The following is a 13,390-nucleotide window of genomic DNA, read 5'->3' on the forward strand; positions in this document are numbered from 1 at the left end:
TTATTACCTTTTTCCGGACGCCCCCCCTGTTTTTGTACCGTTTTTAGATAAACTACTATTATTCAGATATATACCGGTTTTTGTAGCCCGATTTATCCCTGCTCTGATTCTCCATTTCTGAACCTTTCTTTTTATCTTTCCGTAATAGAAAAAGGAAAATTATTTTGCGGTTACACCATCAACTGACATGATTCAACAAACGGAAATATACAAACTCGCTCAATTTCGTAGCAGAGCGGGTTTTGGCACTTCACTGGCTCCGGAATTTCTCAATGCATTGATCAGCCCATCCACATCCCTCCTGCCCGAATTCCCCAATTTACTAGTCGGTTCGACCACCCGCGATGACGCTGCTGTACTGGAAACCGGCCACGGTGAAGCGGTTGTCAGCAACGTTGCAGCCCTCGCTCCGGTCGTTGATGACGCGTATGATTTCGGACGGGTCGCTTCCGCCAACGCCCTCAACAACGTCTATGCCATGGGGAGCGACCCGCTGCTGGCGATCGCCATTCTGGGCTGGCCTACGGGCAACCTTCCGGTTGAGGTCGCGGAACACATTCTGGATGGCAGTCGCGCCGTCTGTACCGAAGCCGGTATTCCGCTGGCGGGCGGACACACCATCGAAAGCACCGAACCGTTTTTCGGTCTGGCCGTAACGGGAAAAGTCCGGCTGAACCACTTGAAGCAAAACAGCACGGCCAGCGAAGGCTGTTGTTTATACCTGACCAAACCGCTGGGTTCCGGCATTCTAACCCAGGCTGAGCAAACAGGCTTGCTGCTTCCCGAACACGCCGATCTGGCACTGGAACAGATGACTAAATTGAATACATTTGGCACCTTTCTGGGAAAATTACCGTACGTAAAAGCACTGACGCACGTTTCGGGTGCCGGTTTGCTGGGGCATCTCATCAGAATGGCCGAGACGAGTGGTTTGAGCGCCGAAATCGACTTTCACAAAATACCGGTTTTACCGGGTTGGGATGGGTATTTGGCCCAGGGAAGCATTCCGGAAGGAACTCACCGCAACTGGGAGACGCTAAGTGAAAAAGTCAACGACCTCACCGATCCGCAGCGGTTTATTCTGGCCGATCCACAACTCAGTGGCGGTTTGCTGATTGCCGTCGATCCGGGTAGCACGGCTGAATTTGAGCGCGTTGCGTTTGAAAACAAGCTTTATTTAAAAGTTTTCGGTCAATTGATTGAAAAAAGAGAAAAGACGGTTTACGTTAGATAACCGCACCCACGGACTTTAGTCCGTGATAGCCCCGATAAAAAGTTCGCTTCAAGAGTGAGAAGAGTTCACGGACTCAAGTCCGTGGGTACGCCTTATGAAACTGTATTTCCGACAAACCGGCGAAACCGGTACGCCCATTATTATTCTGCACGGCATTTTCGGCTCGTCCGACAACTGGCTGACGATCTCGAAAACCATCGCCGAGAAAGGCCATCGCGTTTTTCTGGTCGATCAGCGAAACCACGGGCGTTCGCCACGCAGCGAGGTGTTCGATTACGACGCAATGGCCGCCGATTTGCTGGAATTCATTACGGATCAGCAGCTGGATAAACCGATCATTATCGGGCATTCGATGGGCGGAAAAACCGTTATGCAGTTTGCGATGACGTATCCGGAGCACTTCAGCCGACTGGTCATTGTCGATATTGCACCGAAATTCTACCCGGTTCATCACGCCGAACTGATCCGTGGACTCAAAGCCATTGATCTGAAAACGGTCAAAAGCCGGAACGAAGCCGATGAAATCCTGAGTCAGTACGAACCACTCTTGCCAGTCCGGCAATTTCTGCTTAAAAACTTGTTTCGGAACGAGCAGGGTGAATTCGACTGGCGGCTTAACCTGCCGGTTATCGAGCAGGAACTGTACGGAATTGGTGGTGAACTGAAGAACATTCGGCCCATCTCCGAACCAACCCTGTTTATTCGGGGCAGCGAATCGCGCTACATCAAGGATCAGGATCAGGACGAAATCAAGCGGTTATTTCCCAACAGCACGCTCGAAACCATTCCGGGCGCGGGGCACTGGGTTCAGGCCGAAAAACCGGCGGAGTTTGTCGAAACACTGATGCGGTTTTTGAATCAATGATGGGTTATGAATGATGAACGATGAATTAATGCGTCAGCCAATCCATCGTTCATCACTCATAATCCATCATTTGTTATTCCACCCACGTCACCTTCTCTTCAATCGGTTTGCGGATTGCCGGTTTTTCGGCGGCTGTATGGTATCCCATGTAAAAAATACCAACACATTTTCTTGATGGGTCCAGGTTTAAAAATTCGCCCAGCTCATCCAGGTTGCCCGGTGTACTCCAATACGCACCGACGTTTAAAGCCGTAGCTGTCAACCACATATTTTGCACCGCACAGGCCACCGCTGCCAGCTCTTCCCATTCCGGTACTTTTTCGGGATGCAATTCCATATTAATGGCAATCACGCAGGAAGACCGCAGGATTTTCGTGCGGGTGGTTTCATATTTGCCTTGCGAAAAGGCGGCTGGTGGTGTTTGTGATCGGTATGTTTCGGCCAGAAAATCAGCGAGTTGCACCAATCCATTTTCCCGAAAAACCGTAAATCGCCAGGGCTGCGTCAGCCGGTGCGTAGGGGCAAAATTGGCATTTGCCAGAATGGCTTCTACCACGTCCCGGGGAATGGGCTGGTCACTGTAATCAGGCGGAAAAATACTCCGGCGCGTACGTATCAGCCGGTTAATTGTTTCAAAATCGTTTTCCATGTATGTTCTTGAACCCTTTTGTACGAAATTGCAAAGCTAATCCAATCAGCGGATACCCCTTCGGTTTACGTTGCTTCGGTTTGTAATTTCTTCAATAAACCCACGAAAATGCCCATTCTCTACCTTATTCCGACGATTCTGGCCGAAAACACCGCCGACCACGTGCTATCTCCGCAAATCCGCGAGGTCATCAGCCAGACCAGCGTGTTTTTTGTTGAGAATGTCCGCACCGCCCGGCGGTTTATCAGCAGCCTGAAAACCGGTGTGGTCATCGACGAACTGACGTTTTACGAACTCGATAAGGACACGCCCGAAGCCGAAACCAGGCTACAGTTAAAACAATTGAAACTGGAAAACCGGGACGCGGGGATTATCTCCGAAGCCGGTTGCCCCGGCGTGGCCGATCCGGGTGCGGTGGCAGTGCGGCTGGCCCACCAGACTGGCTGGCAGGTTCGGCCGCTAGTGGGGCCGTCGTCGATTTTGCTGGCGCTGATGGCGTCGGGCATGAGCGGCCAGTCGTTTGCGTTTCACGGCTATCTATCAATCGAAAAACCGGCCCGGCTACAGGAAATCAAACAGTTGGAGATGGACGCCCGGAAACGGCTGCAAACGCAGATTTTCATGGAAACGCCCTACCGAAACAACCACTTGTTAGCCGATATTCTGACAACCTGCAACCCCGAGACCCGGCTTTGCATAGCCTGCAACCTGACGGCTAAAGATGAGTTGGTCCGCACGCTCAGCATCCGGGAATGGAAAGCCCAAACCCCGGATCTGCACAAAAAACCGAGTCTTTTTCTGCTTCTCTGACGTTCATTATTTTATCCCATGATCCACATTCAATCCTTTACTTTCAATGCGTTTTCCGAAAATACGTACATTTTATTCGACGAAACCCGCGAAGCAGTCATTATCGATCCCGGTTGCTACGACAAGCGGGAAAGAGACGCACTCACAGGTTTTGTTGAGCAAAACCAGCTAAAACCGGTCAAGCTGCTCATTACCCACGCCCACGTCGACCACGTGCTGGGCAATGCCTTCGTCAAGCGGCACTACGGCATTGAATTATACCTTCACGAAAGCGATTTGCCGGTTCTGAAATCCGTCAAAGTTCTGGCTCCGCATTACGGCATGGCGGCCTACGAAGAAGCCGAAGTCGATCAGTTTCTGGTCGCTGGCGAAATCGTCACGTTTGGCCATTCGAAGCTGGAAGTGCGGTTTGTGCCCGGCCACGCGCCGGGGCACGTGGCTTTTATCAGCCACGCCGACCGCTTCGTGATGGGGGGTGATGTTCTGTTTCGGGGAAGCGTCGGACGCACCGATTTTCCACTTTCCGATTTCGACACCCTGGTCACCAGCATTCGCACCCAGTTATATACCCTGCCCGACGATTACACCGTTTATCCCGGACACATGGGAACCACAACAATTGGTCAGGAGAAACGCTCGAATCCATTTGTCAGACCAGCGAATGGCTGATGTTTACGGCCTGGGGCAACCTGTTTTAGTATTATTGTAACATAAAGTGGTACTAATTTTTAATAAATAAGACAATATTTTATATTTGATAAGCAGGTTGTTTTCTACCTATCCACAGAATTAGGTGGCGTCATGAATATGTTAAACAGAAACCCGGTTTTATCGGACGATCTTGAGCTGTGGCAGCGGTTTAAGCAAGGAAATTGTCGGGCTTTTGAAGCCCTGATGAGTAAATACGGTCGAATGCTTTTCTCGTACGGCAGTAAATATTCCCCTGATAAGGAATTTGTTAAAGATTGCATTCAGGATCTTTTTCTGGAACTATGGCAAAAACGAGATAGCCTAAATGACGCCGTCGCTGTGAAAGCCTATTTGCTGGCTTCGCTACGCCGACGCATTCACCGGGCGCTCGAAAACCAGCGCTGGCAGTCGGGAACACCACTGGATTGTGTCGAGCATTTTTCGGTCGAATTTTCGGTCGAAGAAAGTCTGGTTGAAGATGAAACGTCGCGCAGTGTCGTTTATAAAGTCAAGTATTTGATCGACCAGCTGCCGAATCGTCAGCAGGAAGTGGTTTACCTCAAGTTCTTTCAGGAACTGGACCGCGAACACATTTCCGAAGTTATGAGTATTGCCCCTCAGTCGGTTTCCAACCTGCTCCAGGCTGCCATCAGGCAGCTGAAATCACAGTGGAAAGCCGAACTCTTGCTGGTCTCGCTCGTTAATGGGCTGATCGACTCCGCCCTTCCCGGTTTTTTTTCCTAATTTTTTTGCAGAAAACAGGTATCTGCGCCTTCGTTACGTCTCTGGTAGTTTAAAACCGCCGACCTGCGACTGCATGCGACAGCAATACTCCCAAAATATCGAGAAATTAATCTGGAATGAGTCCTTCCGGAAATGGGTATTGCACCCTACGCCGGAAAGCGATGCATTTTGGTACATCTGGCAGGTTTCCAATCCCGACCGGATCGATGATCTGAAACTGGCCCGAACGGTCGTGGCGGCCGTGCAGGTGCGCGACCCCCAGTTGCCCGAATTTGAACTGCAGGAGCTGATTGCCCAAACCGTTTCCCGGGTCCAACCCGAAAACCCCGCTACAGACGCCCGATCGTTTCGCTGGCAACCGCTGGGCTGGGTGGCTCTCGTTCTTCTACTTACCGTTTTAGGGTGGTTCCTGTTAAACAATTAACAATGTAATCTGCTGATAGTCATTGGTAATTATTCATTTTTCAATTCCCCCTAATCAATCTTCCGGGTTCAGCGCCAGTTTGCCATCAGCACCGAGGTAAATCCGGTAGCGGGAGCCACGTCGAACCGTGTATTTATTGCTGCGGGTCCGATCGGTGATCAGTCGGACAAACAATTCGGCACTGTTGGTCGGATAAATACTGACGTTGCTGGCTTTGATCGTAAACGAGGTCCACACCTTCCGGTCTTTGCTGATGTCGAGCGTCGCCGGTTGCGTGTAGTCGTTCACCAGAATAATGCTTTTCTGGCTGTAACTGATCGTCACTTTCCGGCTCGAGTCCGGTACGGGCGCATCGATGAAAAACACGTTGATGTAATTCACTTCCAGCGTATCGCCCTTCGCCCGGCTGGAATCGGCCAAAACCGGCCTTCCCAAAACCGGGATTCCGCAGCCCAACAAACCGATCATCAGGAGCCGTTTCATTCTGATTGGCTGGTCAGCCTTCTTTTTCGTTTGAATAAAAAATCGCCCGCACCCGGCGTCAAGCCCTTGATGTGGCCGTACGTCGGTTTTTGCCGGATTTGCGTTTTATTGTGCACTTCGTTTTTCATGCTGTCGAACAATTCTTCCGACGACAGGTATTCCTCCGAATTCGTCGCCAGCCGCTTGATGAAGTAATCCAGAAACACACTGTTGTCCGGCACTTCTTCCAGCGAGCTGCAACTCATGGCTTTGCGGCTTTTCTGGGTGTATTTTTCCTCCCAGGTTTGCAGTTTCGCATTGGTCATCATCTGGTATGTCACAATCGTGGAACCGTAACAGGCATCGACCACCAGCAACAGGTGCTGTGTCCGCATTTCGTTCAGAATCGATACCAGGGCCGCGTTGGACAGATAGCTGTCGAGGTCTTCCTGACGGGTATCCTTCAACGCCCAGAAACCGTTGTTTTCGTCGGTACTGACGCTGTGTCCCGCGAAGAAAATCAGCAGGTTATCGTCACTCAGCAAGCGATACGACAGTGCCGTCAGCGTGTCTTTCACCATTTGCTTGGTGGCGTTTGGGAGCCGAATGATCGACGCAAAATCGTACTGCTGCCGAAGCACACTGTCCAGCCGGGCAATGTCGCTACGGGGCCGGTTCAGCTTGATGCGGGCATCGTTATAGTCGTTGATTCCAATCAAAACCGCATGATACCGGGCGGTCGTCATCGTGGGCCGTTTGATTTTGGCGGGCAGCGGATATTCGTTGTTTCGCTCGGCTTTTCGGGCAATCGAAATTTTCAGATCGTACTGCGCGGGCGCCATATTCGGGTTGGAGATGTAGACGAAAATGAATTTCAGACCCGCGTTATCCAGCGACAATTTTCGCCCCGTATTGTCGGTAAAGGCAACGGTTGGCGTTATCGGTACGTTCAGCGTAAAGTCCTTCAGCGTGTCGATGTTCGCGGATAGAACCGAATAGGCCGTTGTTTTTGAACCGCTGGTGGCTTTTTCGTCAATCGTGCAGTTTCCGTAGCAGTTTCGGATGGAAATAATCAGGTTGCGGTTCGATTGAATGGGCGTCACTTTCACCTGCAACGTATCGCCGATGTGCAATTTGCTATTATCGACATCGACCGGATAAAACCGGTTGAAGTGCCGCCCCGAACCCGTCACACTGAATGCCATCGCCGGGATCGAATCGTTCCTAAATTGAACAATGGGCTCCACCACCGACTGTCCGTGCGTTGGCAAACTCACCAGCCAGCAACCCATCAACAGAAGGCCAACGATCAATTTCATTCGATTAAATACTTTTTTTCGCAAATAAGGTACACAATCGCTCATTCGGATACAAAGAGTTTTTAGAATTAGGTGCAGATGTGGGATAAAAGAAGCAAGAGTAAAGACAAAACTTGTCGATACCATTAAATTAACGGCTTTTTCAACCCGTTTTTATTTCCGAAGGGATCACCAGATGGCTTCCCAGAATGACGTCTGCAACTGGTACTCTTCCCGCACATCGGCCAGAATCGCACGCCGTTTGTCGGGCGAAATGTGTTGATTCAGCCACGGCAGGATAAAATCCGGTCCCGGCCAAACCGACACCCGGCTGTTCTGAACGGTGTAATACGTCGAGCCGTCCTGCAAAAACCGGTATTGATTGATCGCACCCGCCCATTCCAGCAACCGCTGCCCGCTGCTGCTCCACCAGACGGATTGTCCTTCGGATTGCAGGGTGGTGATGAGCGAACCATCCGGCGAAAAGTCTCCTTTTTCGACCACCTTGTTGTGGTTCAGCAAATTGAGCGCCCCGGTTTTTCGAGTCCAGATAAAAGCCTGGCTTTCACCCGCCTGCAAAATCAAAATCTGCTCACCGGCAGGCGAAATCCGAAAAGAGGAAATCCGGTATCCGTCGGACAACCGACCGGTTTTTAACGGATAGCTTGCCACCGGTTTTCCTTCCAGGTTCCAGAACGATAACACGTCGGTGACACCTGCAGTCAGCGCAATGATCGATTCACCGTCCGGACTGAGGGTTGCCGACGCCTGACCATCCGGAAGTTCGATCGCCTTGCGGTTTTTCCGGCTCCAGAAATACAACGTTCCCTCCTTCGATCGCAGCAGCACCTCCTGCCCCCGGTTCGACATAAAAACCCGGTTTTCATTTAGATTCAGGGGTAAACTGTCGATGGGTTGCCCGTCTGAATCCCAGAAATACCCCTTCCCGGTTTTGGTGCGAACCAGAATAATCTGGTGATCTTCGGAGTAGTCCAGTATTTCGCCCGGCATTTCGGTCAGGCGTCGCTCCGACCGGTTCCAGCGGAATGTGGTGTTATTGGTATCGACCATGAACACGTTTCGGCCATCGCCGGTAACCAGAATTTGTTCCATGATCTGCCTGGTTTCCAGCGAATCGAGCGGTTTTCCCGCCCGATCCCAGAAATAAAGCCAACTGGCATCGGTCAGCGTCGAAATAAACTGACCATTCAACGAAACATCAAAATCCCGGACACCTTCCGGGTGCGGCAATTCCACCAGCCGTTCGTCCAGCAAATTCCAGAGATACCCTTTTCCGTCTTCGGTTTGGGTCAAAATCGTTTTTCCATCGGGCGAAAAAACCGCCGTCGAAACCGCAGCTTTGTGGGACAATTTCCCTTTGAATTGCTTGTCCGCATCCCAAAGCTCGACATCCGTATCGACAACAATCAGGGTTGTTTGCCCGTCGGGAGCCAGTTCGACGGATCGGATTTGGCGTTCATACGCCAGGTGATCGACTACCCGGCCATTTTCGTCCCACCAATACACAACTTTCCCATCGGAAGCCACCATTCGCTTGCCGTCGGCGGAAAGTTTCACTTCTGTAATCAGTGAACTCTTGTCTGTCATTTGCAATGGCGTAACCAGACGGCGGATTCGATCCCACCGAAAAACCTGGCCCCTGAGGGTGCTCACGATCAGCACATTTCCATCGCCACTCATGACAGCCGACAAAACCGCATCGATAAACACCTGTGAATCAATCAGTTTATTCCCGCTTCGGTCCCAGAGCTGGAGTTTTTTGTTCAGGCTACCGTCCTCATTCGAAAGTTTTGGAACGGTGAGCAGCATTTTATCATCGGGCGAAAAATCGGCCAGCTCGACCGGCGAAAGGGCATCCAGCGTTCCGACTTTGCTCCCGTTTGTGTTCCAAACGGTTACCAGACCCTCCGCGTTGGTGGTTAAAACGTTCCGGCCGTCCCGCGAAATCGTTGCGGTACTGATGGTGCTGTCGGTGCCGATCCGCTGCACCTGATGGGTTTCAAGGTCCCCGAAAAACAGCTTGCCCGGTTCCACCAGCGCGACCACGCGCCGGCCATCATCCGACAATTCAACCGACAAATACCGCCCGGGAATAAACAGCCCTTCCCCGTTTTGCTGGCCGGTTGGGTCCCAGCGGTAAACCCGGTTATCCTCCGCAACCAGCAATAACCGCTTTCCGTCGCTCGAAAAATCAACACCCCGAATGGCGGTGCCATCCAGTTCGATTTTGGAGGAATACAGCCGGTGGTTATAAAAATGGTTATAGAGTGCCTTCCGGTTCAGCTCGTTCGGATCCTTTTCGTACGCTTCGGCAACCGTTACCAGTGCCTGAACGGGGTCCATCCGGTCCGACTGGAGCACGATGCGGGTTCGGTTGGTCTTGTTCCACTGATTGATTGCAAACCAGACCGAAACCAGGGCCACCAGCAGGAAAACCGATACAATCGCAATGCTGCGTTTCAGCCGGGCATTTTTCTGCCGCTGTTCTTCCAGTTCCCGGCGTTGTTCGCGCTGGTGAAACTCGCGGCTCGTTTTGATGTATTGCCATTTGGCGTCGCTTTCCGACTTGCCCAAACTACGTTCCAGTTCGTTGTGAACGGATTTTTCGTACAACTGAATTTCGGACAACCGCCGGGGCGAAAGCAGCAAATCGTCCGCTTCTTTTTTCTCGATGTATTCCCGGTACGCTTCCTTCAGCCGACGGATGATGTCGTTGATCTGCCGCTGCTCTGCCGACCGCCCTTTGTCGATTACTTTGGCCAGACTGTCGTGCGCCAGTTCGTAGGTTTCCTCATCCCGGCGAATCAGGCGGGTCCGTTCCAGTTCGGTCAAAATCCGCATGAGCAGGGAAATGGGCAGCCGGGCGGTTTCTTCAAGCGACGCCAGCCGATGTTCCCGGCGGGTGCCTTCAAACGTCACAAACGATTCCAGTACCTGACTGACGGCGGGTTGTTCGTCGGGCGGAAGCTGGTCGGTAATCGACTTTTTCTGTTCCGCCAGAAAGACCTCAAGCACGTCGTCGATCCGGCCCACTTCTTCCACCAGAGCCGGGGTGATCCAGACCGGAGGTTCGGGCTCTTTTTCGTTTTCCTGCCGCCAGAGCCGATCCAGATAAACCTGTAAATAAGGAAGTTGAAATGTATTGGCCGCGCTGCGGTTGTTTTCCAGAATCAGATCCACCGTTTTCGGTTCATCAACCAGCCGAATTTCTTCAATCTGGCTGAAGGTACCAACGATCACCTCCTGCAGATTGCGCTCGCTCATCGGCTCGACCCGCATCCGGAAATCGAACAGGCCGGGCAGTTGATCCTCATAGGCGTAGAGGTACGCCAGAAAATCTTCCCGAATCACCAACACAATTTTACAGGCAATTGACGAATGTTCGATTTCTTTCAAAAAACCGGCAAACCACGTTTGCTCCTCCGCCGAACCGCTGATGAATAACTCCTCCAGTTGATCGAATATCAGGTAAATCGGGCGCAGTGCGTACCGAATGCATTCCGCAATGAGCCCCGTCGGTTCGGTAGCTGCGGTTTCTTCCAGAATACCGGTCAAAATCGACACCAGTGTTTGCCGTAAATCGCCCCGGCGACGAACCTGGACCGAAAAATAATCGGAAGCGGGAATCGCTTTGGCCAAACCGCACTGAACCAGGCTGGTTTTTCCGGTTCCCGACGGCCCGTAGACCAACACCAGCCGCGACCGAAACAGGAGTTCGACCAGACGCTTTTGCTCCGCGTTCCGCCCGAAAAACCGGTTTTTATCGGCGGACGTGTAGGCGTCAAGAAATTTAAAGGGACTACTTACGGCGAGTGGAGCGGGCATGAGTTAGTCGGACAAAGAAAGCAGGTCAATGTTCGTGTCAGTTGCTTCGGTAATCGGCTCGTTGGGGGTACCTGCCAGCGGATCGGGCAACGCCAGCAGCGTCATCACAGTACTGAACTGTTCACGCAAGGTTGTAAAATCCTGTTTTTGCAGCAATTCGGTTTCATTGGGTTTAAACAAAACGCTCAGCAACGGATCTTCGGGCCGGGCAATGTGCTTGAATCGCAACGCGCCCTCGCCCGACGAATGAAAACTGTACGGATCGAATACGTTGCTTTTGATGTAGACGTTCTGGTCGATCAGGAGGGGCGAAAGGTTCAGAAAATCAGCGGTTTCGGGCACACCCGTAGCGGTTTCCCGCTGAACTTTCACCAGCAAAACCGATTGCGACGCCCAGGGATTCGACAGGTTGATTTCCTGAAACGACTTGTCTTCGTACGGATTCTGGGTGGTTCGCAAAACCGCCTTTTCGTGTTTGTATTCCTCCGGCCGGTAAAAAAACCGCACTACCCGAATATTTTTGTACGATTCCAGCTGGTAATTGGCCCAGAAACCCATCCGTTTGCACAGTTCCACCAACTGATCTTCGCCTACCTGGCAGAGCGATGGAATATTGGCCACTCCGACGGAGCTGTTGAGTCGCCGACGCAAATCATCGAAAAACAGAAAACACTCGTAAAAAGCGTCCTTTTCGTTAAACTGCCGGGCCAGTTCGTGCATTTCGGGCATAAAAAGCGCTTCCTGGCTGTTGCTCAGAAACGCACTCAGGCTTCTCAGCGCCTGTTCCACCTCGCCGGGGTTCAGATTCGACCAGCCTTCGGTCAGGAGCCGCTGCAACAAGGCCCGGGTGTCGGCCGTCAGGGGCGGTTCCACCCCATCTTTCCGGTAATGAATCAGCCGATCGATCACCTGCGCCAGCAGGGTGATAACGAGCAGATCAACCGCCGACTCAAACAAAGCGGTGTAATTGAGCAGGCGTTCCCGGTCGCTTCTGACCGGCATTTTCTTGCCTTCGGGCGTAAACGGGGGCGTAAATAACCGCCGGACGGGTTCGGCAATCGGATACGGCAGGCGGCTCAGAATGGCGTCGTTGACCCAGAGAATCTGCGATTCGGGCGATTGCTTGCCGACCTGCATGAACTTCTCCCGCAAGCTGGGTTCGTATTTATTGAGCGCGTTGAACAGAGCGTTTCGGAGGGCGCTGTTGGGTTTGTATTCAACGGCGGTTTGCTCGGCGGCCGTCGGTAGTTCCCACCGGGCGGCTTCGTCGGACGGGCGGTGGAAATACCATAAATTCCGGCTGACCTCCGCTTCCTCCATATCGACCATCGCGCGGTTCATGACCTGAATGGTGGTGGGTTCGCTCACCTGGAGTTTCAACTGAGCCTGCTCGAGCGATTCTCCAATCGAATACTGATTGGCCAGGGCGCGGTAAAAGGTAAGGGCAAAATTAGACGCAGCTTTGTCTTCAATCGGTGTGCTGGTGGCAATAATGGCCGCTTTTACGTTCTGGTCCGCCAGAAGTTTGATGTGTTGCAAGGTAGAGCAGCCGTTCAGGAAAACCAGCTTCAGGTTCGGACAGCGACCGAGCAACTGGGCAATCCCCGCTCCCCGCGCCACCATATCCTCGAGTTGCAAAACCGTGCTGCCGGCGTGGCCGCTGAAGTGAAACAAACTCAGGGTATTCTGGTAGGCCGCCAGTTTGTCGGCTACCGAACTGGTGGTTGCAAACGACTCCCGCACTTTCTGGAAGTGGCCTTTGCTGCTCCGCAAATCCAGCAGCCGGTCGATGCCCTCATCTTCATCCCGGAGGGACAACAGCGGATGATCGCGGTCGTTGGCAAAACAAAAAAGGAGGGTGTCCATCTCGGTGGTTACAGGTCCGCAAAAAACCAGATTTCGACGCAAATCGCCCGGATACGGCTCCGATCGTCGAAAACTGGTTTCGAAACCGCTTCTAAAAATTGGAAGGTAAGTAATTAGAATCTAGATTCAAAATAACCCAAAAAACCGGTTAGGACGACAAATTTCAACCGTCTGATAATTTAGTCTCACAAATAAACTTATATACCTTCATTTGATTGTTTTTCTGCGTTAATTAGTAAATTTATTTTTCGGAATTAATGCGATTCTTTGAATGGAAACCCACTATATAACAGGACTTTTTGAATGAAAGCGTGTCTCCTCTTTTTGTCTGGTAAAGTTTGGAATAACTATTGATACAATTTTATGGAATGAGTTATAAGCTATTATTATTGTCTGGTTATTATTCAGTTAATTATTCTGATCGAAAAGCGCCCCCGCTCGTTGGGACGCCCCGATAAAACCAAATTTTGAAGAATAAATCGTTTAAGCGCACTCAAAACCA

Annotated in this window: 11 protein-coding genes; 6 read left to right on the plus strand and 5 right to left on the minus strand. The window is 51.6% G+C overall.

What is annotated here, in order from left to right:
• Nucleotides 1-187: 187 nt before the first annotated feature.
• Nucleotides 188-1,234 carry a selenide, water dikinase SelD gene (gene selD / locus EHT25_RS21395; protein WP_124877216.1) on the plus strand — a complete coding sequence of 349 codons (1,047 nt, stop codon included), beginning with the start codon at nucleotides 188-190 and terminating at the stop codon, nucleotides 1,232-1,234.
• A gap of 94 nt (nucleotides 1,235-1,328) precedes the next feature.
• Nucleotides 1,329-2,099, plus strand: coding sequence for an alpha/beta fold hydrolase (locus EHT25_RS21400; RefSeq protein WP_124877217.1), 771 nt, complete (start codon nucleotides 1,329-1,331; stop codon nucleotides 2,097-2,099).
• A 73-nt stretch (nucleotides 2,100-2,172) separates the two neighbouring features.
• Here EHT25_RS21400 and EHT25_RS21405 read toward each other — a convergent pair whose 3' ends face one another.
• A complete protein-coding gene (locus EHT25_RS21405) occupies nucleotides 2,173-2,748 on the minus strand; it encodes a nitroreductase family protein (protein WP_124877218.1) in 576 nt (191 codons plus the stop codon).
• 108 nt (nucleotides 2,749-2,856) lie between these two features.
• Here EHT25_RS21405 and EHT25_RS21410 point away from each other — a divergent pair, with 108 nt between their 5' ends.
• From EHT25_RS21410 to EHT25_RS21425, 4 genes are all read left to right on the plus strand, one after another.
• Nucleotides 2,857-3,558, plus strand: coding sequence for an SAM-dependent methyltransferase (locus EHT25_RS21410; RefSeq protein ID WP_124877219.1), 702 nt, complete (start codon nucleotides 2,857-2,859; stop codon nucleotides 3,556-3,558).
• A gap of 18 nt (nucleotides 3,559-3,576) precedes the next feature.
• The gene (locus tag EHT25_RS21415) at nucleotides 3,577-4,227 is read left to right on the plus strand and encodes an MBL fold metallo-hydrolase (RefSeq protein WP_124877220.1); all 651 of its coding nucleotides are present in this window, start codon (nucleotides 3,577-3,579) and stop codon (nucleotides 4,225-4,227) included.
• Nucleotides 4,228-4,365: 138 nt separating this feature from the next.
• Nucleotides 4,366-4,992, plus strand: coding sequence for an RNA polymerase sigma factor (locus tag EHT25_RS21420; RefSeq protein WP_124877221.1), 627 nt, complete (start codon nucleotides 4,366-4,368; stop codon nucleotides 4,990-4,992).
• Nucleotides 4,993-5,065: 73 nt separating this feature from the next.
• On the plus strand, nucleotides 5,066-5,416 hold the full coding sequence (locus tag EHT25_RS21425; RefSeq protein ID WP_124877222.1) for a hypothetical protein: 351 nt from the start codon (nucleotides 5,066-5,068) through the stop codon (nucleotides 5,414-5,416).
• A 54-nt stretch (nucleotides 5,417-5,470) separates the two neighbouring features.
• Here the strand turns inward: EHT25_RS21425 and EHT25_RS21430 are convergent, their stop codons facing one another.
• From EHT25_RS21430 to EHT25_RS21445, 4 genes are all read right to left on the minus strand, one after another.
• The gene (locus EHT25_RS21430; protein WP_124877223.1) at nucleotides 5,471-5,899 is read right to left on the minus strand and encodes a hypothetical protein; all 429 of its coding nucleotides are present in this window, start codon (nucleotides 5,897-5,899) and stop codon (nucleotides 5,471-5,473) included.
• Nucleotides 5,896-7,197 carry a caspase family protein gene (locus tag EHT25_RS21435; protein WP_185731444.1) on the minus strand — a complete coding sequence of 434 codons (1,302 nt, stop codon included), beginning with the start codon at nucleotides 7,195-7,197 and terminating at the stop codon, nucleotides 5,896-5,898. The genes EHT25_RS21430 and EHT25_RS21435 overlap by 4 nt, the downstream gene beginning before the upstream one ends.
• Nucleotides 7,198-7,365: 168 nt before the next feature.
• On the minus strand, nucleotides 7,366-11,022 hold the full coding sequence (locus EHT25_RS21440; protein WP_124877225.1) for an nSTAND1 domain-containing NTPase: 3,657 nt from the start codon (nucleotides 11,020-11,022) through the stop codon (nucleotides 7,366-7,368).
• 3 nt (nucleotides 11,023-11,025) lie between these two features.
• The gene (locus EHT25_RS21445) at nucleotides 11,026-12,888 is read right to left on the minus strand and encodes a hypothetical protein (RefSeq protein WP_124877226.1); all 1,863 of its coding nucleotides are present in this window, start codon (nucleotides 12,886-12,888) and stop codon (nucleotides 11,026-11,028) included.
• Nucleotides 12,889-13,390: the final 502 nt, after the last annotated feature.

The organism is Larkinella rosea, from assembly GCF_003858635.1.
Taxonomy (GTDB): Bacteria; Bacteroidota; Bacteroidia; order Cytophagales; family Spirosomataceae; genus Larkinella; species Larkinella rosea.